Source organism: Sorangium sp. So ce1036, assembly GCF_051369805.1.
In the GTDB taxonomy this organism is placed as follows: Bacteria; Myxococcota_A; Polyangia; order Polyangiales; family Polyangiaceae; genus Sorangium; species Sorangium cellulosum_F.
In genome coordinates, this window is the sequence record NZ_JBBMOX010000001.1 from 5,439,001 (window position 1) to 5,461,183 (window position 22,183).

Sequence of the window (22,183 nt, forward strand, 5' to 3'; positions counted from 1 at the left end):
GCCCGCGCCGCGGCCCCCGGAGGCCCGCGGGCCCCTCCAATTCCCTCTGAATTTCAGCAAGATGGCGCGTTCAACGAGGACGAATGTTGACGCGGCGCGGCGGCATGCTACCCGAATGCACAACTATGCTGCAGCTGCGCGGAAGACCGGCAAGGGAACCGGCTGCCAGCGCCCGGCGCTGTGGCACCGAGGAGGTCCTCCCATGTCGAATGCCCAGACCCACCAGAACCGCTACAAGGCCGACCTCCGAGAGATCCGCTTCCTCCTCTTCGAGCAGTTCCGCTTGCACGAGCTGCTCGGTAACGCGCCGTACGACGCGTGGGGGCGGGACGAGATCTCGATGGTCATCGACGAGGCTTACAAGTTCGCGTGCGAGGTCTGCGGCCCGCTGAACGCGGTCGGCGATCGGATCGGCTGTCGGATCGAAGGGGGGCAGGTCAAGACGCCGCCGGGGTTCAAGGAGGCGTGGGACAAGCTGTACGAGGCCGGCTGGAAGTCGGTCTCGGTGCCGCCCGCGTACGACGGCCAGGGCGGTCCCTTCACGCTCTACGCCGTGGTCGAGGAGTTCCTCAGCGGCGCGAACGTGGCCTTCAACATGTACGCCGGGCTCTCGTACGGCGCCGCGGAGGTGATCGAGCACTTCGGCACGCCGAGGCAGCGCGACATCTACCTGAAGCGGATGTACGGCGGGCAGTGGGGCGGGACGATGTGCCTGACCGAGCCGCACGCGGGCTCGGACGTCGGCTCGTCGCGGACGGTCGCGATCAGACAAGCTGACGGCCGGTACCTCATCCGCGGCACGAAGATCTTCATCTCCGGCGGCGATCAGGACCTCACCGAGAACGTCGTGCACCTCGTGCTCGCGCGCGTCGAGGGCGCGCCGCCGGGCACGAAGGGGCTCAGCCTCTTCATCGTGCCGAAGATCCGGGTAAACGACGACGGCTCGCTCGGCGAGCCGAACGACGTCCTCGTCGGCAACATCGAGCACAAGATGGGCATCAATGGCTCGTCGACGTGCGTGCTCAACTTCGGCGAGAGCGACGGCTGCCTCGGCGAGCTCGTCGGCACCGTCGAGCACCAGGGCATGCCGCAGATGTTCCGGATGATGAACGGCGCGCGCATCTCCGTCGGCCTGCAGGGCGTGTCGGTCGCGTCGTCGGCGTACCTGAACGCGCTCGAGTACGCGAAGGACCGGAAGCAGGGCTCGTCGATCCTCCAGTGGAAGGACCCGACGGCGCCGCGCGTGCCCATCATCGACCACCCGGACGTGCGGCGGATGCTGCTCGACATGAAGAGCCGCGTGGAGGGCATCCGCGCGCTCATCATCAAGCTCGCGCGCCACCAGGACGCGGTCGCGGTCCACCAGGGCAAGGACGATCGCGCGGCCGCGTACAACCAGGGGCAGGTCGATCTGCTCGTGCCGCTCGTCAAGGCGTACTCGTCCGACCAGGCCTTCCGCATCTGCGAGACGGCGATCCAGACGTTCGGCGGCGCCGGGTACACGAAGGACTACCCGGTCGAGCAGTACTGCCGCGACGCGAAGGTCTTCTCGATCTACGAGGGCACGAACCACATCCAGGCGATGGATCTCGTCGGGCGCAAGCTCGGCCAGGCCGGCGGGGCCAACCTGCAGGCCTTCCTGAACGACGTGGCCGAGTTCGTGAAGGCGAACGAGAAGCACCCCGTGCTCGCCGCGAGCGTGAAGGAGCTCCGCGAGGCGCACGAGGCCGTGGCCGGCACGGCGATGCGGCTGCTCTCGTGGTTCCAGATGGGCAAGATGCCGATGGTGCCGCTCGCGGCGAACCGCTTCCTCGAGATGATGAGCGAGCTCGCGATCGGCTGGCTCCTGCTCGACGGGGCCGTCATCGCGCTGAAGGCGATGGAGCAGCTCCCGGCGGGCGACGCCGGCGCAAAGGACCGCGCGTTCTACGAGGGCAAGAAGCACGCGGCGCTCTACTTCGCGGCGAACGTCCTGCCGCACGCGAAGTTCTCCGCCGAGCTCCTCGGCCGCGAGGACTCCTCCGCGCTCGACATCCCGGCCGACGCGTTCGCCACGGTCTGATCGCCCCACCCACACCGGCCCCCTCGGGCACGCCCCCGGGGGGTGGGGCACGCAGGGGGATCACTCGGGGACCGTGAGCCGCTCCGCCAGGTCCCGGATGGCCGCCGGCATGGTCGGGTCGCGCGAGACGGCCGCGATCTCGGCGCGGAGCGCGCGCACCTCCGTCAGCCGGAGCCACGAGAGCGCGAGCCGCGTCATGGTCGGCAGCCCCTTCGCGAGCACCGCCCGGACGACGTCGGTCGCGGGGAACGAGAAGGCGACCTCCTCGGCGGGCAGGCCGGCGGCCCTCGCCGCCGCCTCGATGCCCGCGTCGAAGTCGTCCCGCCTCGACTCCAGCACCTCGAAGAAGACCTGCCCGCGCCCGGGCGCGAAGACCTGAGCCGCCCCGCCGTCGGGCGCGAAGACCCAGGTTCCCGCGCTGTCGAGCCCCACCCGCGCGCCGGACTCGAGCGTGACGAGCGGCAGGAAGCGGCCGCCTTCCAGCGGCTCTCCGCCGCCGGCCTCGAGCAGCTCGCGCACCCTGTCCCTGAGGTTCGCGTCCATGGACGCCCATGCTCGCACGAAACCCCCGGCGGAGGCAGGCCGCAGGGCGCGCCCCCCGGCGCGGCCTCGTGAGCCCGCAGCGCCCGAGCCCGCGGCGCCCTCCGGAGCGAGCGCCGCCTCGACCCGGAGCCGGCAGGACGCTCACGTCATCAAGAACACATCATGTCGCTTTGTCTGGCAAGCGCGCCGCGCTGACCGGAATCTTGGGTTGATGTGACGCTCACGTCGTCAAGAACACATCATGTCGCTTTGCCTGGCAAGCGCGCCGCGCTGACCGGAATCTTGGGTTGATGTGACGCTCACGTCATCAAGAACACATCATGTCGCTTTGCCTGGCAAGCGCGCCGCGCTGACCGGAATAAGATGAGTATGGGAATTCAATTCAAGATTGACGTACTGGCATGGGCGGGGTTCATCGCGGCTGTGACGGCGACGACGACCGGCTGCGGGGCAGACGACACGTTCAGCGACGAGGGGTCGGCCTGTGTCCCGAGCGAGAACGAAGAGCGGGTCGACGGGCAGTGCGGGATATGGGTCTCGGTCAAGGGGGACGACGGCAACGCGGGGAGCCCGGGCTCGCCGGTGCGGACCATCACGGAGGCGATCGACCGCGCCTGGCCCAGGGGCAAGCGGATCTATCTCTGCGCCCAGACGTTCGATGAGGCGGTGCTCGTGCCCGGCGGATACACGCTCTACGGCGGGCTGGATTGCGATCACGACTGGCGCTGGGTGGGCGATCGGGTGAAGACCACCCTCACGGCGCCCGAGGGCGAGGTGCCGCTCTCGGTCAACGGCGCCGTCGACTACACGATCCTCGAGGATCTTCACGTCCTCGCCCGCTCGATCGACCCGGCCCGCACGGACCTGGCCGGCGCGTCGTCCATCGCCGTGATCACCCGGGCGGTCCCGATGATCGTCAAGCGGAGCACGCTGCAAGCGGGCGACGCGGCGCCGGGGGCGCCGGGCGAGGAGGTCGCGAGCGAGCGCGCGCCCGCGGGGGCGAACGGCAACGTGGGCAACGCCGCGTGCACCGCCTCGACGGTCCTCGGCGGCGCCGCGGTGACCAACTCGTGCGGCGCGCCCGACGACCGATCGGACGACTCGCGCAGCGGCAAGGGGGGCACGGGGGGAATCACGTCCGGTGGCGACGGCGACAGCGGGGGCCCGTACGGGCCGTCGAACGACGGAGCGGGCGAGACCGAGACGGCGGCCTGCACGCCGGGAAAGCAGGGCGCGGCAGGGATCGACGGCTATGCGGGCCGGGGGGCGACCGGGATCGGCCTGTTCACGCTGGAGGGGTACCAGGGCATCCCGGGGGAGGACGGCACGCCGGGGGATCCGGGCCAAGGCGGCGGCGGGGGCGGCGGCGCGAGGGGCGGCGCGGGCGCGCTGATGTGCCCCTTCGCGGCGTCGGCGGGCGGCGCGGGCGGTGGCTCGGGCGGCGCGGGCGGCTGCGGCGGGCTCGGCGGCCGCGGCGGGGGCGCGGGCGGCGTGAGCGTCGCCATCGCCGCGCTGAGCGCCTCGACCCAGTTCGAGGACGTCGTGCTGATCACGGGCCGGGGCGGCGACGGCGGGGATGGGAGCCCAGGCCAGCGGGGCGGCGCGGGCGGCGATGGCGGTGAGGGCGGCATCCTGGGCAAGGCCGCGGACCTGAACGCCGCCTGTCGCGGCGGTCGGGGCGGCAACGGCGGGACCGGCGGCCACGGCGGCGGCGGCCTCGGCGGCCACTCGATCGCGATCGCTTACCGGATCCGGGAGCCGTCCCTCGACCGGGTGACCATCACGGTCGGCGAGGCCGGTATCGGAGGGCGCGGGGCCACGGCCGAGTTCAACGGGGGAGACGGGGTGAAGGCCAAGATCTACGACATCGAATAACGCTCCCCCATCAGGCGAGGGGGTCGGCCGGCCAGCCGCGGTCCTCCTGCATGCAGCGGAGCTGCGTCACGCGCCGGCCTCCCGCGGTGATCACCGGGATCTCCTTGACGGGCGCGTCGCGCCGCGCGCGCCGGCTCAGCTTCTCGACCACCAGGAACCCCCCCTGCTCGCCCGCGAGCCGGAGGAACTCGTCGAACATCGAGACGTGCGCGCTCCGGAGGCCCTCGCCGGCCGTCGCGATGCGCCGCTGGGTGGCGACCCCGATCGCCAGCGTCTCGCCGCGAGCGCGCACGACCATCGCCGGATCGAGCCCGCGCTGGCTCTCGTCAGGCACCGTCCAGACCTCCGCGACCCCGGCCTCGCACAGGCGCTGCTTCATGAAGTAGAACGCGGACTCCAGCGTGTTGTTCCGGTACGGGACGGCCCTCGACTCCACCGGATCGACGTGATCGCGCCAGAACGCGATCAGCCCGTATGCCCAGCGCCGCTCGTCGAGCCGGCGCTCCTGGAACGGCCAGTCCCCCTCCATCGCCGCCGCGCAGGCGCGCCGCAGCGCCTGCTCGTCGATGCCGCGCGTCGCGAGGCACGGAGCACAGTGCATGTACGCCGTGCCCCGCTCGAGAGGCGCGCCGCACATCGAGCAGATGTCGTTGCCGTAGCGAGGGCCCATGTAACGAAGCCAGCCGGCGCGGATCGCCCTGTGGGCCGCGCGGCGCTCCTCGTTCCGTTCGAGCTCACGGAGTCCGTCCTGAAGGGCCCTCAAGGCCGCGCGCCGGTGGTCGTCTCGCTGCATCGTCCGAGGTCCTCCAGCGTGAGCCCTGTCCGCGCCGGATGCGCAGTGTAACGCCTGAGCCTCCTCCGCGCTTCGCGGTCAGGCGCCACCGCATCGCGGTCCGCCCGCGTCACGGCCGCGGAGAGGGCACCCGCCGCGGTGGTCGACGAAGCGGGGGACCGCCGCCCTACACCGCCGCGCTCCACCGCACGAGCACGCAGGTCACGTTGTCGGGGCCGCCGTGCTGGTTGGCGAGGTCGATGAGCGAGCGCGCCGCGGCCGCGAGGTCGTCACCCCGCGCGAGCACCTCGGCGATCTGCGGCTCGGGGACCGGGCCGGAGAGCCCGTCCGAGCAGAGCAGAAGGAGATCGCCCGCCTGCGGCCGCTCGAAGCGCGTCGCGACCTCGACCGTCTTCCCCATCCCGAGCGCGCGCGTCACGACGTTGCGGGCGAGCAGCGGGTCCAGATCGTCGGGGAGCTGCTCGCCGTTGTGCAGGTGCTCGTTCCAGAGCGAGTGATCCTCGGTGAGCCGCTCGAGCCGGCGCTGGCGGTAGCGGTAGACCCGGCTGTCGCCGACGTGCGCGATGCACGCCGAGCCCGCGTCGGCGTGGACGCCCGCGAGCGTGGTCCCCATGCCGTAGAGGCGCGGATCGCGCTGCCCCTCCTCGAAGATGCGCTCGTTGGCGCGCCAGATGGATGAGACCAGGCGCAGCCCGAGGGGCGACGCCACCTCGTCCTGCTCCGGCTGGGGGCCCTCGATCGCGCATTCCCGGCAGCACGACTGGACGATGTCGACCGCCATCCGGGACGCGATCTCCCCCCCGGCCGCGCCGCCGATGCCGTCGGCGACGAGGAAGAGGCCCAGGTCCAGATCCACGGAGAAGCTGTCCTCGTTGTGCTCGCGCTGGCGGCCAACATGGCTGTCTCCGGCGGCTTCGATGCGGAGCGGGCGGTTCACGGGGCTTCCTCGTCGACGGACGCGTGGGGCGATACCGTCCCGGACAGCATCCAGCGGCCGGGCGCACCGCGCAAGCCAGGAAGCGGGGCTTTCGCGCGGTGAGCCGGGGCGCGGTCAGGTGCGCAGCGCCGCGGCCGCGGGCGACTGGAAGGGCGGGCGGGAAGCGCCCTGCGGCTCGCTGCGCTGCCCGGCCGCCGGCGGGGCGCTGGTGGTGAGCGCCTCGAAGCGGCCGTTCTTCCAGGCCACGAGCCCTCCCGAGAGGCGCGCGGCGCTGCCCGAGCCCGGCTCGGACCTGAGCCAGACGAGCGGGCGCGACGCGAAGACCGGCTTGGTGCACGCGACGTCCTCGAAGGCGGCCGACCACGAGCCGGTGTTGCCGAAGAACAGCCCGCCCTCCCAGGTGCCCTCGGGGTTGTGCGTGTGACCGAACACCACCGCCCTCGCCCGGTGCGCGCGGGCGACCTGGCGCGCGGCGCGGCTGACCCGCTTCCACGTCGCGTCGAGCGGCAGCTTGGGCACGAGGCGCTCGTACGCGACGAGCCCCGCCGGGGCGACGAGCGCGGCGGGAGCGAGCCAGCTCGGCGCGAGCAGCAGCCACACGAGGGCGACCGCGACGGCGAGCAGCCCGAAGACGGCCCGGTCGAGCCAGAGCTCGCGCGCGACGAGCCCGAGCCGGTCCTCGGCCGGCCGCGCGAACAGGTGGGCGTGGCGGGCCACCGCCCGGAGCGGGGCCCCCGTCTCCCGCGCGGCCGCCGCGAGGCACGCGCGCCGCCGGGCGCGCCGCTCCGGCTCGCGCCGGCGCACGAGCTCGACGACCGTCCGGAGCGCGCCGAGGGCCCAGGCCAGCGCGAGCGAGCGGCGCGAGAACATGTAGTAACGGGCCCAGTGCGCGAGGTAGCCAAACGCGGACAGCATGAACGACGAGTCGACGTGCGGGTTGAAATAGCCCATCCGCGAGGCGAGCAGCCGGCACGCGAGCGAGCCCATCGTCGGCTGGATCTCGCCGGGCTTCCGCCCGAACGGCAGCATCGGATAACGGTAGCTGCAATAGGCGTCGTACTGATTACCGTGCTCCAGGATGATCCCGTCGGGCGTCTTGTGGAACCAGGCGCGGAACACGACGCGCGCCGCGAGCGCCTCGCGCGCACCTTCGCCCGGCGTTCCGCCCAGCGCGGCGAGCGCCGCGTCGACCACGCGCGCTCGGACCAGGTCGCGCACCTCGGGCAGCGTGAGCTGGACGTCGTGGTTGCCGGAGATGAACACGACGGTGTGTCCATCCGCGACGACCCGGCCGAGCGCCTCGGTGAACACCGGGTGGTCCGCGAGCATCGCTCGCATGGCCGGGACGGCGTGCTCGGCGCTGCGCGGGAGGTCGTGGAAGACGCTCTTCCGATCGATGACGCGCGGTGCGTCGAAGTCGAACACGTCGCCGTTGAGTACCAGCGTGAGCTCATGACGCCCCGCGCCGCGCGCGGTCCCCTGCTTCATCTCGTCCCGGAGCGCGTCCAGCATCGCCGCGACCTCGCTGTCGGGGGAGTAAGGAGCCTGACGGTAGCGCATCCACAGACCGTCACCAGGCTCGAGCTCGCAAAGATGGATATCCGAGATGGCCACCGTATGGAGCATCTATCCAGAATGACACATCAGCCCGTCAACGGCCGTCAGGGAAGCGTCACGACCTGATGTCGGGGCATGGAGGAAGCGCGCCGTCCATTCGCCGGTGTCACGTGCGCTCCATCACGCGCTCCCCGCCCGCGCCGCTGTGGTGGGATCGCCCTGGACTGCGGGGCTTGTACGGGGCTGTCGTCACGCGTCGCGGCAGCGGGCGGCGAGGCTCGGCGGCTCAGCGCTGGACAGCCGCGCCCTTGCGCTTGATGATCATGAACTGGACGCGCCGGTTCTTCTGGCGACCTGTCTTGACGCGATTGTCCCCGAGCGGCCGCTCGAAGCCGTAGCCCCTGGCGACGAGCTTCTCGCGCGGCACGCCGGCGGCGACGAGCCACGAGAGGACGGCCTCCGCGCGCTCCTGGGAGAGGCGAAGGTTGTACTCCTCGCTCCCGCTGTCGTCCGTGTGGCCCTGCACCTCGACGAGCTCGATGTCCGGGTTCTGCTGGATGGCGTCGCGCACCTCGCGCAGGAGATCGTCGGAGATCGGAGCGACCGTCTGGGCGCGGGTCTTTCCGTAAACGATGAACTGCACCGGCTTCGAGGTCGTGATCTCGTCGGCGTGCACGCGGACGAACCTCGGACAGCCGCTCTGCGCCGGATCGGGATCCGGCCGCCCGCGCTCGTTCGGGCAGGCGTCGGCGGCGCCGCGGACGCCATCGCCGTCGGGATCGTCCGGGCAGCCGTTCTGCTTCGGATCCCGGCTCGCGGTCCCCTTCACCTTCGGGCAGGCGTCCGACGCGTCGACGATGCCGTCGTCGTCCGCGTCCGCCGGGCAGCCGACCTTCCTCGGGTCGTCGCTCGGGCTGCCGGGCACGTCGAGGCAGGCGTCGATCCCGTCATGGAAGCCGTCGCCGTCCCTGTCGTCGGGGCAGCCGCTCCTGGTCACGTCGGCGCTGCGGGCCCCGGGCGTGGTGGGGCACGCGTCGTCGATGTCGCGCACCGTGTCGCCGTCGCGATCCGCCGGCGGACAGCCGTCCATCGCGGGATCGGGCGACGGGTCCCCCTTCACGTCGGGGCAGGCGTCGAGCGCGTCGTCGATGCCGTCGTCGTCCTTGTCGCCCGCGACGACGGCGGGCGCCCGATCGGCCGAGTCCGGTTGCGGGAGCGGCGCCCAGCCGATCATGCGACGGCGCGGACCGACGGCGTGCCGATCGCGTTCGTGAGGCCCGGGCCGACCGCGGCGCCGAACGTGAGGCCACCCAGGACGCGGAGCTTGGCGCCGAGGAGCAGCTCGGCGTTGAGGCCCGCCTCCTCGCGCTGCACCGGCGTGCTCGAGAGCAGGAGGTCGTCGCCGAGCGGCGCCGCGCCGTACGCCTCGGCGCCGAGCTGGAGGAGATCGCCGCCGAGCAGCGCCCCCGCGGCGGCGCCGAACGTGAGCTGCTGCGGCCGGTTCGGGCCGCCCCCGAGCTCGACGCCGCCGCTCGCGCTCCACAGGAAGCCGAGCGAGGAGCGCGCCGTCCCGAGGCGCCCGCCGAGGCTCGCGTGGAAGGCGCCGCGGGCCTCCTCGTCGCCGGTGTACTGCGCCGGCGTGCCCGTGGGCGCGAACAGGTAGCCGCCGATCCCGAGCTGGAGCGGGCCGGCGTCCCTGCCGAGCATGCGGAGCCGCGCGCCGAGGCGGAGATCGCCCAGCTCGGGCGCCGTCAGCTCCGTGAACGCGACGCCGGGGATGCCCGGGTCGTCGCCGCCCTGCGCGACGGCGAGCGGCGCATCGATCGAGAGCAGGAGGCGATCCCAGAGCGCGAGGGAGGCGCCGAGGCGGAGGAACGCCTGCGAGGAGACGAGGTCGATGGGGCTGTCGCCGCTGCTGTGGATGGGGCGGTGGGCGTAGTCGAGCATCGCGTGGACGCGCGGCGCGAGGTGGCCGGGAGCGGCCGGCGAGGGCACGCCGAAGAAGGCGTCGCCGGCGGGCGCCGGCTCGAACCGGTCGAGGGAGAAGCCGCCGGTGGTTTGACCTCGCGAGGCGCTGGCGAGCGTCATGAGGACGGCCGTGGACGCTGCCGCTGCGATGGAGGGGGACCTCATCGGGGGGCCACGATAGCGGGGGGGTGCGGCGGGGGGCAACATGCCGTCGCGCCGCGACGACGCGCGCGTCGACGCCGAGATACACGGTCGCGTTCCCCCCGCGGCCCTCGACGCCGAGCGGCCGTGTCGCGCTCCGTGAGCGGGCCGCGCTCCGTGAGCGGACCGCGAGATCGGGCCGACGTGCCCGCCACGCCCGCCGGAGACCTGCCTCCGGCGGGCGTGGCGGGCCCGCGCGCCGCGCGCCGGATCACGCCGCGCGGGGCCGGTCCCGCCGTCCGCGCCGGCGCAGCGCGGCCGCGAGGATCAGGACCAGCCCCCACGGCGCGCTCGAGACCGGGACGCTGCCCATGCGGCAGTCGCAGCCGCCCTGGAAATCAGGTCGCGTCCCGCCGCCGCTGCTCGCCGACGTGGTCGCGCCCGCGCCGCCCGCGCCGCCCGCGCCGCCCGCGCCCTCCGCGCCGCCTGCGCCGCCCGCGCCGCCCGCGCCGCTCGTCTCGGGCTCCTCGCAGGCGTCCCCTACCCCGTCCTCGTCGTCGTCCGACTGCTCGGCGTTCTCGACGTCCCGACAGTTGTCGATGGGGTTCGCCACCCCGTCGCCGTCGTCGTCGCAGGCGTCGCCGAGCCCGTCGCCGTTCTCGTCCCCCTGGTCGGCATTCGCGTCGCCCGGGCAGTTGTCGCAGGCGTCGCCGTGCCCGTCGCCGTCGCCGTCCTCCTGCGCGTCGGTGGCGACGAGCGGGCAGGTATCGTCCGCGTTGGCCACCCCGTCGCCGTCGATATCCGGGTCACACGCGTCGCCGAGCCCGTCGTCGTCGAGGTCCGCCTGCGGATCCCCCGGCTGCGCCGGCGGGTTCGCGTGGGTCGGGCAGTTGTCGTCCTGGTTGCTCAGGCCGTCGCCGTCCGGATCGGCGTCCGGATCGCAGACGTCGCCGAGCCCGTCGCCATCGGCGTCGGCCTGCGGCTCACCGGCCGCCGGGGGCGAGTTCGGCGTGAGCGGGCAGTTGTCCTCGCTGTCGAGCACGCCGTCGTTGTCCGAATCGCCATCGCAGAGGTCGCCCTTGCCGTCGCCGTCGGTGTCGGCCTGAGGCTCGCCGGGCTGCGCGGGCGGGTTCGCGACGAGGGGGCAGTTGTCGTCCCCGTCGAGCACACCGTCATCATCCGAGTCTCGGTCCCGGTAATTGGGGATCCCGTCACCGTCGGTGTCGATGGGCGGCGTGCTCAGCAGCGCGTCTCCGGCCTCGTCGACGTCGAACAGCCCGTCGCCATCGCTGTCCGCGTCGTTCGCGTCGATCACCGCATCTCCGTCGGTGTTGTTCACCGGGTCGGCCGGGTCGCTCGGATTGCTCACCTCCTCGGCGTCGCCGATCGTGTCGAGGTCCGAGTCCGGGCTGGTCGGCTCGGTCCGGAGCGCCGCCTCCTCGTCGTCCGTGAGCCCGTCGTTGTCGTCATCGAGGTCGCACACGTCGCCCTCGACGACACCCCCGCTCGCCAGCTCGTCGTCGAGATCGGTGTTCGTCTGGTTGGTGTTGACGTCGTACGGGCAGTTGTCCATCGCATCGGGGACGGTGTCGTTGTCGTCGTCGTCATCGCAGACGTCACCGAGGCCGTCGTCGGGCCCGCTCTTCGTGTTGTTCGCTTGATCCGGGTTCGGCGTGACGACGCAGTTGTCGAGCGCGTCGGGCACCCCGTCCGCGTCATCGTCGTTGTCGCAGGCGTCGCCCACCGGGTCGCCGCCGGGCAGCAGCTCATCGGTGTTCCGCTGATCCGCGTTCGGGGCGAACGGGCAGTTGTCCGCGCCGTCGGGGTGGCCGTCGGCGTCGTCGTCGTCGTCGCAGCGGTCGCCCTGGGAGTCGCCGCCGGGCAGGGCTGCGTCGGTGTTCTGCTGATCCGCGTTCGGTGCGAGGGGGCAGTTGTCGAGCGCGTCGGGCACCTCGTCGGCGTCGTCGTCGTCGTCGCAGGCGTCGCCCAGGAGGTCGCCGCCGGACAGGGCGCCGTCGGCGTTGTGCTGATCCGGATTGGCGTGGAGCGGGCAGTTGTCGCTCGCGTCGGGCACCCCGTCGGCGTCGTCGTCGTCGTCGCAGGCGTCGCCCAGGGCGTCGCCGCCGGGCAGGAGCTCATCGGTGTTCAGCTGATCGGGGTTGGGGAGGAGCGGGCAGTTGTCGCTCGCGTCGGGCGCCCCGTCGGCGTCGTCGTCGTCGTCGCAGGCGTCGCCCAGGGCGTCGCCGCCGGGCAGGAGCTCGTCGGTGTTCAGCTGATCGTCGTTGGGCTCGCCCGGGCAGTTATCGCAGGCGTCGCCGATGTCGTCGTCGTCCTCGTCGTTCTGATCCTCGTTGTCGGCGTCGATGCAGTTGTCGCAAGCGTCGTCGACCTGGTCCCCGTCGGCGTCGCTCCCCAGGTTGACGATGCCGGGGCAGCGGTCGCAGGCGTCGCCGACGCCGTCGGCGTCGCCGTCATACTGGCTATCGTTGCGGTCGTCGGGGCAGTTGTCGCAGGCAGCGCCGAACATGTCGCCGTCGCCGTTGACCTGATCCTCGTTCGGGATGTTGATGCAATTGTCGCGGTTGTCGACGGCGCTGTCACCGTCGTTGTCGTTGATGCACAGGTTCCCTTGCCCGTCGCCGTCGCTGTCGAGCTGGTCCTCGTTGGAGTAGCCGGGGCAGTTGTCGCAGGCGTCCGGGACCCCATCGCCGTCTCGATCCCCGTCGCCCTCGGGGCCGTCTCGGTGCCCCCCCGGCATCGTCGGGCACAGGTCGTCGACGTCCGGGATCGAGTCGTTGTCGTCGTCGGAGTCCAGGTCGTCGGGCGTGCCGTCGTCGTCGTCGTCGGGATCGCAGGCGTCGCCCAGCTCGTCCCCGTCGCCGTCGTACTGGCTCGGATTGTAGATCTCAGGGCAGTTGTCGACCCAGTTCGCGACCTGGTCGTTGTCGACGTCCCACAGCGCCGCCCGGGCGGGCGCGGGCGCCACCAGCGCGAGCAGGCCTGCGAGAAGGGGCACGAGCCCGCGCCGCGCAGGGCCGGCGGGCGCGCGGCGGCGGGGCATCGAAGGCGAGGCAGGGAAGGTCATCGCGGCTCCTCCAGAGCGCGCCGCGCACGGCGGCGCTCGTCGCGCGCCGCGCACGAAGGCGCTCCGTCGAGCGTACCCGGGATCAACCCCCTCCTGGGGGAGTTTCCCGCGCCGCGCTCCGGCAGCGCCATGTCCTTCGGCGGAACGGCGCCTTCTGGTAGCATCGCGCTTCGAACCTCCCTCACCTCGCGCGCGCCGCGCCCACCACGGAATGACCCCCTTGCGAGATCCCCGCGTGCCGCGATCCGGCCTCCGCCTGCGGAGCGCCGCGCTGCTGTCGGCCTGCGCCTTCCTCCCCCAGACCTCGGGCTGCTCCGACGAGAGCGCCCCGCGCCGTGCAACCCCGCCCGCCGCCGCGGCGCCCAGCGCGGCGTCGCCCGAGGCGCGCGCCCGCATCGCCGCGATCCGCGCGCGCTTCGCCGGCGCCGTCGGCCCCAGCGCCGCCGGAGCCGTGACGCCGACCCCGGCCGGCGCCCTGCGCGCCGCAGGGCCCGGCGCCGCCGCGTCCGTCGAGCTCCCGCCGCACGCCGCCGGCGCGGTGCGGCTCGCCGACAGCGCCTCACGCCTCGCGATCGCCTTCTCCCTCCCCGACGCGTCCGAGGTGCCCGCCGCCGTCGACGGCACCCTGGTCCTCTACGCGGGCGCGATCCGCGCCGAGGATGGAAGCTCCCGCGACGTGCTGCACCGCGTCTTTCCCGGCGGCACCGAGGACTTCGTCGTCTTCGAGCGCGAGCCGGCGCGAAAGGAGCTCCGCTACCGCGTCGACGTGAGCGCCGTGGCCGGTCTCCGCCTCGTGGAGCGCACGCTCGAGTTCCTCGACGCCGCGGGCGCGCCCCGCCTGCGCGTCGCGCCCCCCTACCTCGTCGACGCGACCGGCGCGCGCACGCCGGCGTCGCTCTCGGTCGAGGGGTGCGCCTTCGATACGAGCCCCCGCGCCCCGTGGGGCCGGCCGGTCACGCCGCCGGGCGCGCCGGCGTGCACCGTCGTCGTCGCGTGGCCGTCCGCCGGCGTCCGTTACCCGGCGCTCGTCGACCCGCAGTGGGTCTCGACGGCGAACCAGATGGTCGAGCCGCGCACCCGGCACACCGCCACGCTGATCAACCCGGGAGACCGGGCGAGCCCCGTGCTCATCGCCGGCGGCTTCGACGCGTCCGGCAACGCGCGCGCGACCGCCGAGCTCTACTTCCCGCTCGATCGCACGTTCGCGATGACCGACGCGATGGACACCGCGCGCGGCGCCCACACCGCCACGGCGCTCACGACGGTCCCGCCGCCGGCTCCCTCGCCCTCGCCGCCGCCAGCGCCGCCCGTCCTCGTCGCGGGCGGCAGCGCCAGCGCGGGCGGCGCCCCGATCGCCTCCCTCGAGATCTACGACCCGGCCACGGGCGAGTTCGTCACGGACCCCAACTCGCTGTCGCCGCTGCCGCGGTTCAACCACACGGCCACCCTCATCGCCACCGGCGAGGTCCTGCTCGCGGGCGGCGTGGCGCCCCCGCTCAACCAGCCCACGAGCACCGCGTTCGTCTACACCTTCACCGACCTCGGGCCGGGCGGCGGCGGGCCCGTCACCAGCGCGCTCGCCGGCGCCGGCGACATGGCGACCGCGCGCCACGCGCACGCCGCCGTCCGCCTCGACACCGGCGACGTGCTCGTCGCGGGCGGCTTCGTCCTCTCCGGCGCCGCGCTCAGCTCGGCCGAGCTCTTCGACCACGCCACGCGCTCGTTCCAGCCGATCAGCGCGACCCCGCCCGCCACGGCGCGGATGACCGCGCTCCGCGGCTTCCACACGGCCACGCTGCTCGACTCCGGCGAGGTGCTGCTCGTCGGCGGCACCACCCGCGTCTCCGGGGGCGCCCACGTGGGCACCGTCGACATCTACCACGACGGCGTGACCGACCCGAGCAAGCGGGGCTTCGAGCTCCAGCCGACGCCGATCTCGATGCTGGGCGCGCGCGCCAACCACACGGCGAGCCTCCTGCCCACGGGCAACGTCCTCGTCGCCGGCGGCTTCGACGGGACGAGCGCGCTCTCCCGCGTCGAGATCTACGATCCCATCGCGAAGAGCTTCAGCGACAGCGGCCTGCCGGCGCTCCTGCAAGGCCGGCTGGATCACGCGGCCGTCCTCGTCAACGCCGGCGCCGACATCGAAGCAGGCCGGGCGGTGCTCGTCGCGGGCGGCGTCGATCCCGGAAGCGGGCAAGTGCTCGCCAGCGCCCAGCTGCTCCTCAAGGCGAACAGCGAGTCGTGCGCGAGCGATCGGGAGTGCGCGTCGGGGCACTGCTCCGACAGGGAGAAGGTCTGCTGCAACGAGGAGTGCGCCGATGCGTGTTCCTCGTGCACGCTGGAGGGCAAGGAGGACGGCAGCGCCACCGGCACCTGCGGTCCGGCGAAGCGCGGGACCCTCCTCCCGGTCGCCTGTCTCAACGAGATCGAGGTGCACACCCAGTGCGACGGCGCGGGGCGCGTGATCCCCCACCCGGACACGAAGGACTGCAAGCCGGGCCGCTGCGGCCCCGATAACGTCTGCGTTCTCTACTGCCTGGACGACTGCGATTGCTCCGAGACGGGCTGGTGCGAGGTGGGAACGGGCGATTCGGACCGTTGCGAGGCGGGCGGTGAGTCAACCGGCGCGGGCGGCTCTGGCACCGGCGGCGCGGGGGGCGCGTCGGCGGGGACAGGTGGTTCCGGCACCGGCGGCGCAGGGGGCTCCGGCATCGGCGGCGCAGGGGGCTCCGGCATCGGCGGCGCAGGGGGCTCCGGCATCGGCGGCGCAGGGGGCTCCGGCATCGGCGGCGCAGGGGGCTCCGGCATCGGCGGCGCAGGAGGCTCCGGCATCGGCGGCGCAGGGGGCTCCGGCATCGGCGGCGCAGGGGGCTCCGGCGTCGGCGGAGCGGCGGCCGGGTCGGGCGGCGCGGAAGCCTCGGGTACCGGGGGCGCGACGGCCGGGTCGGGGAGCGCATCGGCCGGCGCGGGGGGTGCTCCGCCCGGGTCGGGCCTTTGCCTCGACCGGCTCGGCATCGGCGCCGAGTGCACCCGGGATCGGCAGTGCGAGTCGGGCCACTGCGTCGACGGCGTTTGCTGCGAATCCCGGTGCGACGGCCAGTGCCAGGCGTGCGACGTGGAGAACAATGTCGGCAAGTGCACGCCCGTGGGCACGGATCTGAGGCCCGAGCCCCCGCACCCCAACGAGGGCGGCGCGTTCCGGCGCGAAGCCTGCCCCGGCGAGGGGGCGTGCGCCGGCTACTGCGGCGGGGACAGGGAAGCCAGGTGCATGTTCCCCGTCGACGGGGCGGTCGCGCGGACCTCGGTGTGCACCTGCCCGGACGAGGGCTGCGCCGTCGGCCCCGCGACGCTCACCAGCTACTTCTGCGACGGAAGCGGCCTCGAGAAGGCGCCCGTCGTCGAGCGCTGCGGCGGCTTCCGGTGCGCCGACGAGAGCTCGTGCAAGACCTCCTGCGCGTCCGACGAGGACTGCATCGCTGACTTCATCTGCAGCGACGGTGTCTGCGTCGACCTCGAGAAAGTCGGACCGACCTGCGACGGCGAGCACACGCTCCGGGCCGCGGGCGCCGACCGGGATTGCACCCCGTACAGGTGCCCGCCGGGCGGCAGCGCCTGCGCCGCGCCGTGCAGGTCGGTGGCCGACTGCGTCGACGGCATGGTGTGCAACCTCGACAACGAGTGCGTCCCGCCGCTCGAGCCGGCCGAGGTCCCGTCCTGCTCCTGCGCCGTCGTCGGCGCCCCGCCCGGGCGCGACGCCGCACCCCTCGCCGCCCTGCTCGGCGCCGTCGCGGCCGTGTTCGGCGGGCTGCGCCGTCGACGTCGCGGCCGGTAGTCGGCCGGGGTGCACGATTGCGGCCTCCCCGCCGGATCACGGCGTGGGGGCCGCGAGCTCCGCGCACAAGGCCTGGCTCCTCGGCGCTGCGCGGATCGCGAGCGCTGCGCGGCTCTTTGGCGCTGCGCGGATCGCCGGCGCTGCGCGACCGCTCAGAACTGGTACCGCAGGCTCGCCCCGGGCGCGACCATCAGCACGAAGTCGCCCATGAGCGAGTCCGGCGCGTACGTGCCGATCCCGTCGGTCGACGCCGCGAGCTCGATCGTCCTGTCCCACGCCGGCTTGCTCAGGCCGATCAGGAGCAGCAGCTTCAGGCCGGCGGAGGCCTCCCAGCGCTCCCCGAGCCGCATGCCGAGCCGGGCCTCCGGCGCCGCGTAGAAGTACGTGGCCGGCGCGAAATCGACCACGGGATAGGTGCCGAACGCCTCCCCCGCGCTCGTCTCGAACCTCCCCGTGCGCTCGTCGCGGACCTCGCCGCGGAGCACCCCGGCGCCGAGCCGGAGCAGCGCCGGGTACGCCTCGCCGACGTGGTAGCCGAACGTGGCGCCGGCCAGGAAGCCGGTCAGCCGGAGCGCGTCGTTCGCCGTGCCGCGCAGCGGATCCCGGAAGCCGACCGGCGTGAGCCCCGCGGGGCGCTCGTCGATCTGCTGCGTCGCGAACAGGACGCCGGCCTCGATGCCGACGCCGATCCCGGAGCCGAGCTCGTAGCCGCCGTGGAGCAGGCCGAGGCCGCCGAGGCCGAGCGAGCTCGAGCAGCCGGCGCCGCAGCCGCTCGTGATCTCACCGCCGAGCGTCGGCGCGACCAGGAAGGACGCGCTCGCGTCGAGCGTGATCTTCGGCGGCTTGCGCCACATCTCCGCGTCCTCGTCGCGCTCGAGCGACACGCTCAGGTTCTGGCGCTGCCCCCTCTGCAGCGTCACCGTGCGCGTCGCGGGGAGGAACCCGTCGGCCTTCACCTCGACCCGGTGCGCGCCGATCTTGAGCCGGCCGAGCCACACGCCGTTGCCAACGTTGACCGAGTTGATCCAGACGCTCGCGCCGGGCGGCGTGGGATCGACCCGGAGCGACGCGTCGAGATCCTCGGCGAGCAGCGACAGCGTGGTCAGCTCCTGCGGCCTCACGGGCGCGGCCGTCGGCTGCGTCCCGAGCTTCCCCTCTCCGCGCAGCGCCACCATGTGATCGCCCACCGACAGCGTGCCGAGCCACGGCGTCCGCCCCACGACCACGTTGTCCACGACCACGTCGACGGTCTTCCCGGTCCGCTCCACCACGCGGAGCCGCCCCGAGCGGGTGAGCCGGCGGAGCTTCGCGTCCACCGTGACGGTCTGGCCTCCGGCCACGTAGACGCGCGTCTCCACCGGCTCGAAGCCCTCCTTGAAGACGCGGACGACGTGCGCGCCCGCGGCGACGCGGATCGGCTTGACGGGCGGGTACTGGCCGCGGTCCTCGCCGCTCACGACGATGGAGGCCCCGGGCTCGGCGCTCGTGATGTCGAGCGTCCCCACCAGCGTGCGCAGCTCGGCGATCTCGCGCTGCGCGACCGCGCGCTCGGCGGCGGACATCGTGAAGTCGCGCAGGAAGGTCTCGAACATCTCGAGCGCCTCGTCGTAACGCTGGAGCTTGCGCAGCGCGATGGCGGCGTTGTTCGTGGCCGCGCGCGTCGGGTAGAGCTTGCGCGACAGGAGGAACTCGGCCAGGGCGGGGCTCCAGGCCCCCTCGCGCAGCAGGGCGAGCCCCTTCTCGAAGTGGAGCCGCGCCTCCTGCCGCGTCGCCTCGGACACGGGCGCCTCCTCGGCCGGCGCGGCGCCCTCCGCGCCCGCTTCCGGCGCGTCCGCCGCCGTGCCCGCGTTCGGCGCCTCTCCCCCGCCTGTCTTCGGCGCGTCGCCTGCACCTGTCTTCGGCGCGTCGCCTGCACCTGTCTTCGGCGCGTCTCCCGCGCCGGCCGGCGTCGGCTGCGCGAGCGCCGGCCCGGCAGCGATCGCGAGCGCGAGCGCGGCCGAGAGCGCGCGCAGCCGACGCGCCGCGGCCCGGCGTCGCCGCGCGGGGGGGAGAGGACTGGCGCCGACGCGCCGCGCACGCAGATCCATCCGATCGAGCACCGTGTCCGCCTGTTCTTCTCTTCTATTCCCCGAACTCGCCCGTGTCGTCGATGATCCCCTTCGGGGTCGTGGGCACCGGAGCCGGCGTCGGGGCGGCGGGAGCGGTCCTCGCCGCAGGCGGCGGAGCAGCCTTCGACGGGGTCGACGCGATCTCGACCTTGGGCGGCAGCGCGCCGGTCTCGGTGACGACGACGTCGGCCAGGGTCTCGCTCTTGCCCTTGAAGACGCGCACCCTGTGCACGCTCCCGGGCACCCCGGAGATCTCGAGGATCCCGTCGCGCGTCGTCGCGCGCTTGCCCTCGACCTCGACGGAGGCGTCGGCCGGCAGGATGACCACGTGAACGCGCTTGGGCTGCGCCTCGGCGACCGGGAGGATCTCCGAGGACGGCGTCGCCGTCGGCGCCACCGGGGGCGGCGGCGACGCCGGCTCCTTCGGGGGCTCCGCGGGCGCGAGCGCCTCCGTTCCTACCGGCTCCGGGACGGGCGCCGGCGACGGCCGGCTGAAGACGTACACGCCGCCGACGACGGCCACGGCGAGCAGCGCGGCGCCGGCCACGACCGGCACCCGCGACGCGCCGGGCTGCGCGCCGCGCTGCGACTGCGTGAGCGCGCCCGTCGTCGCGGCGCCGATGTGCGCGCCGCCCGGAGCGACGGCGCCGTACGCGCCGCCCGGGCTCGCGGGCGGCGCGACCGACGGATGCCCGCCGCCGCGGAGCTCGGGCGGGTTCACGAGCGCGGGATACCCGCCGCTCTGGTTGGCGGGCGAGCTCGCGAGCGCTGCGTAGCCGCCGCTCTGGTTGGCGGGCGAGCCCGCGAGCGCTGCGTAGCCGCCGCTCTGGTTCGCCGGCGGGAGGCTCGTCGAGAGCCGCGGCGCGGACTGCCTGCGGACGCTGTCGTGCAGCGGCACGAGCACGCTCTCGTGGATGCCCCAGCCGTACGGGAGGAGCGGCCGGATCGCGTTGAACATCTCCTGCGCGGTCTGGTAGCGCCGCCCCTGATCCTGCTGCAGACACCGGTGCACGATCGCCGCGATCTCGGGCGGCACCCACGGCGCGAACTCCTGCACCGGCGGCGGCGGCTCCGAGCAGATCGCGATGATGAGCTCGCCGAGCGCGGTGATGTGGTGATACGGCGTTCGCCCGGTGAGCGCCTGGTACAGCACGGCGCCGAGCGACCAGATGTCGGTGCGGTGGTCGATGTCCTTCTGGCCGCGCGCCTGCTCGGGCGACATGTAGAGCGGCGAGCCGATGAGGTTGCCGGTGCGCGTGAGGTCGGCGCTCTCGGTCTCGTTCGCCCGGTCCATCTTCACCTTGGCGATGCCGAAATCGAGCAGCTTGACGAGGATCTCGCCGGCGTCGCGGTGCGCGAGGAACAGGTTGTGCGGCTTGATGTCGCGGTGGACGACGCTCGCCTCGTGCGCCTTCTGGAGGCCGAGCGACGACTGCGCGACGATGCGCAGCGCGAGGTCGGGCGAGAGCGGGCCGACGCGCTTGATGAGCTGGTGGACGTCCTCGCCGGCGAGGTACTCCATCGCGAGGAACGGCAGGTTCGAGCCGCGATCGACGCCGGCGTCGAGCACCTGGGTGATGTGCTGCGTGTCGATCGCGCCCGCCGCGCGCGCCTCGCGCTGGAAGCGGCTCACCACCTTCGGGTCGCGGGTGAGGTCGGCCGAGCTGATGACCTTCACGGCGCAGCGCCGGCCGGTCGCCGTGTGCTCGGCCTCGTAGACCGAGCCCATGGCTCCCTCACCGAGGAGCTTGCGTATCTGGTATTTGCCGTCGATGATCGAGCCGATCACAATGTCAGGCCCACTCTAGGGGATTGGCCACGGGGGAGCAATCTCCGAGAAGGCGGGCGTGCCCCGGCGCGACGTGTCGTTCCTCCGGGCGCGCCTCCGCGGGTCACGCCGCGCTCCCGCGCGGGGCGTCCGCCTGGAGCGGCGGCGACCTCACGCGGTCACGCCCTCTGAGGTGGAGGCGGCCGTCGTCGCCGCCACCGGCCTCCGGAGCCGCCACGGCGCCGGGCTCGCCGGTCGCCTGGGGGGTGAGCCCCAGGCGACCGCGGAGCGCTCTGCGAGAGAGCTGCAATGCCAGGCCGATTCCCGATCGGCCATCGAGGACGAGCGACTCGCGCTCTCCCGCGACCGCCCGCGCACCTGCGCGGCACGCCGTCAGGCGGTCGAGAGCGCCGTCCGCGCCGCGGAGGCGGTGTCGCTAGCAGCCGCCGCCCCAGCCGCCGCCGCAGCCGCCGCAGCCGCCGCCGCTCCAGCCGAGGCCACTGAAGGCGCCGAAGCTGGGACGGCAGACGGGCGGCCTGAAGGGAGGCCCGAAGCCGACGGAGCCGTCACGGCAATCATCGCGGAAACCGAAGAAGTCGTCACGATGGCACGGGTCGAAGGGAGGGGGGAAGAAGCAGTGGTGGAAACGGTCGTCGAAGAAGAAGTTGTTATTGATGATGTTGATGAACGGCGGGGGGCAGCCGAAGCCGCCGATGCCGAAGCGCGATCCCACCAGGCCGCCGACGCCGATGCCCGGCACGCCGACGCCGATGCCCGGCACGCCGACGCCGACGCCCGGCACACCGACGCCCGGCACGCCGACGCCCGGCACGCCGACGCCCGGCACGCCACCCACGGGCCCCTGCCCGATCGGCCCCTGCCCGATCGGCGCCTGCCCGACCGGCCCCTGCCCGATCGGCGCCTGCCCGACCGGCCCCTGCCCGATCGGCGCCTGCCCGATCGGCGCCTGCCCGACCGGCCCCTGCCCGATCGGCAACTGCCCCACCTGGTCCACGGGCGCTCCGCCCGGCGACTGCCCCACCTGGTCCACGGGCGCTCCGCCCGGCAACTGCCCCACCTGGTCCACGGGCGCTCCGCCCGGCAGCGGCCCGACCTGGCCCATGGGCCCCTGCGCGCCGATCGGCGCCTGCGGGCCCAGGACGCCCTTGCCCGGCCCGAGCGGCCCCTTGCTCGGCCCGAGCGGCCCCTTGCCCGGCCCCATGAGCCCGCCCCGCAGCTCCTCATCCGCTTCGAGCGCCTCCTCTTCGAGCGCCTCGGCGGTCGAGTCGACCGCCTCGACCTCGTCGAGGCCGGCCTGCTCGAGATCGGCGTCCTCCGCGGCACCGACGGCGCACCCCGTGCCCAGCGCCGCCATCACCATCGCGAGCCCCATCACCTTGCCATGAATCGAGATCATGTGTTGTCCTCCTCAATGTCCCACGATGGCCGGAAGGTCCGAGCCATCTCGGGCTCACGAAGAGCAGGCTGTGTGCCTCAGCGCTCGTGTGCAG

The 22,183-nt window shown here is 73.7% G+C and carries 13 protein-coding genes; 3 read left to right on the plus strand and 10 right to left on the minus strand.

Translation table 11 applies throughout. The annotated features are described in order from the left end of the window. The first annotated feature begins 202 nt into the window (after positions 1 to 202). A complete protein-coding gene (locus WMF31_RS20590) occupies positions 203 to 2,062 on the plus strand; it encodes an acyl-CoA dehydrogenase (protein WP_436603585.1) in 1,860 nt (619 codons plus the stop codon). Positions 2,063 to 2,122: 60 nt separating this feature from the next. Here WMF31_RS20590 and WMF31_RS20595 read toward each other — a convergent pair whose 3' ends face one another. After that, on the minus strand, positions 2,123 to 2,605 hold the full coding sequence (locus WMF31_RS20595) for a hypothetical protein (RefSeq protein WP_436603586.1): 483 nt from the start codon (positions 2,603 to 2,605) through the stop codon (positions 2,123 to 2,125). A gap of 369 nt (positions 2,606 to 2,974) precedes the next feature. Here WMF31_RS20595 and WMF31_RS20600 point away from each other — a divergent pair, with 369 nt between their 5' ends. Continuing rightward, positions 2,975 to 4,480, plus strand: a complete 1,506-nt coding sequence (locus WMF31_RS20600; protein ID WP_436603587.1) for a PGRS family protein — start codon at positions 2,975 to 2,977, stop codon at positions 4,478 to 4,480. Positions 4,481 to 4,490: 10 nt separating this feature from the next. Here the strand turns inward: WMF31_RS20600 and WMF31_RS20605 are convergent, their stop codons facing one another. The 6 genes from WMF31_RS20605 to WMF31_RS20630 all read right to left on the minus strand — a co-directional run bounded on the left by WMF31_RS20605 (position 4,491) and on the right by WMF31_RS20630 (position 12,961). Beyond that, complete coding sequence (locus WMF31_RS20605; protein ID WP_436603588.1) at positions 4,491 to 5,273, minus strand: hypothetical protein; 783 nt, start codon at positions 5,271 to 5,273, stop codon at positions 4,491 to 4,493. A gap of 166 nt (positions 5,274 to 5,439) precedes the next feature. Continuing rightward, the gene (locus WMF31_RS20610; protein ID WP_436603589.1) at positions 5,440 to 6,210 is read right to left on the minus strand and encodes a PP2C family protein-serine/threonine phosphatase; all 771 of its coding nucleotides are present in this window, start codon (positions 6,208 to 6,210) and stop codon (positions 5,440 to 5,442) included. Positions 6,211 to 6,324: 114 nt separating this feature from the next. Continuing rightward, the gene (locus tag WMF31_RS20615) at positions 6,325 to 7,770 is read right to left on the minus strand and encodes a hypothetical protein (RefSeq protein ID WP_436603590.1); all 1,446 of its coding nucleotides are present in this window, start codon (positions 7,768 to 7,770) and stop codon (positions 6,325 to 6,327) included. Positions 7,771 to 8,053: 283 nt separating this feature from the next. Further along, on the minus strand, positions 8,054 to 9,001 hold the full coding sequence (locus WMF31_RS20620; RefSeq protein WP_436603591.1) for an OmpA family protein: 948 nt from the start codon (positions 8,999 to 9,001) through the stop codon (positions 8,054 to 8,056). Then, complete coding sequence (locus tag WMF31_RS20625; protein WP_436603592.1) at positions 8,998 to 9,900, minus strand: hypothetical protein; 903 nt, start codon at positions 9,898 to 9,900, stop codon at positions 8,998 to 9,000. Before WMF31_RS20625 ends, WMF31_RS20620 begins: the two co-directional genes overlap by 4 nt. Before the next feature lie 247 nt (positions 9,901 to 10,147). Then, positions 10,148 to 12,961, minus strand: a complete 2,814-nt coding sequence (locus WMF31_RS20630; protein WP_436603593.1) for a thrombospondin type 3 repeat-containing protein — start codon at positions 12,959 to 12,961, stop codon at positions 10,148 to 10,150. Between the two features lie 220 nt (positions 12,962 to 13,181). Between WMF31_RS20630 and WMF31_RS20635 the strand changes: the two genes are divergently transcribed. Then, positions 13,182 to 16,796, plus strand: coding sequence for a kelch repeat-containing protein (locus WMF31_RS20635; RefSeq protein WP_436603594.1), 3,615 nt, complete (start codon positions 13,182 to 13,184; stop codon positions 16,794 to 16,796). 152 nt (positions 16,797 to 16,948) lie between these two features. Here WMF31_RS20635 and WMF31_RS20640 read toward each other — a convergent pair whose 3' ends face one another. From WMF31_RS20640 to WMF31_RS20650, 3 genes are all read right to left on the minus strand, one after another. Next, positions 16,949 to 18,895 carry a PEGA domain-containing protein gene (locus WMF31_RS20640; protein ID WP_436603595.1) on the minus strand — a complete coding sequence of 649 codons (1,947 nt, stop codon included), beginning with the start codon at positions 18,893 to 18,895 and terminating at the stop codon, positions 16,949 to 16,951. A 22-nt stretch (positions 18,896 to 18,917) separates the two neighbouring features. Then, positions 18,918 to 20,693 carry a serine/threonine protein kinase gene (locus WMF31_RS20645; protein ID WP_436603596.1) on the minus strand — a complete coding sequence of 592 codons (1,776 nt, stop codon included), beginning with the start codon at positions 20,691 to 20,693 and terminating at the stop codon, positions 18,918 to 18,920. Between the two features lie 415 nt (positions 20,694 to 21,108). Then, on the minus strand, positions 21,109 to 22,089 hold the full coding sequence (locus WMF31_RS20650; protein WP_436603597.1) for a hypothetical protein: 981 nt from the start codon (positions 22,087 to 22,089) through the stop codon (positions 21,109 to 21,111). Positions 22,090 to 22,183: the final 94 nt, after the last annotated feature.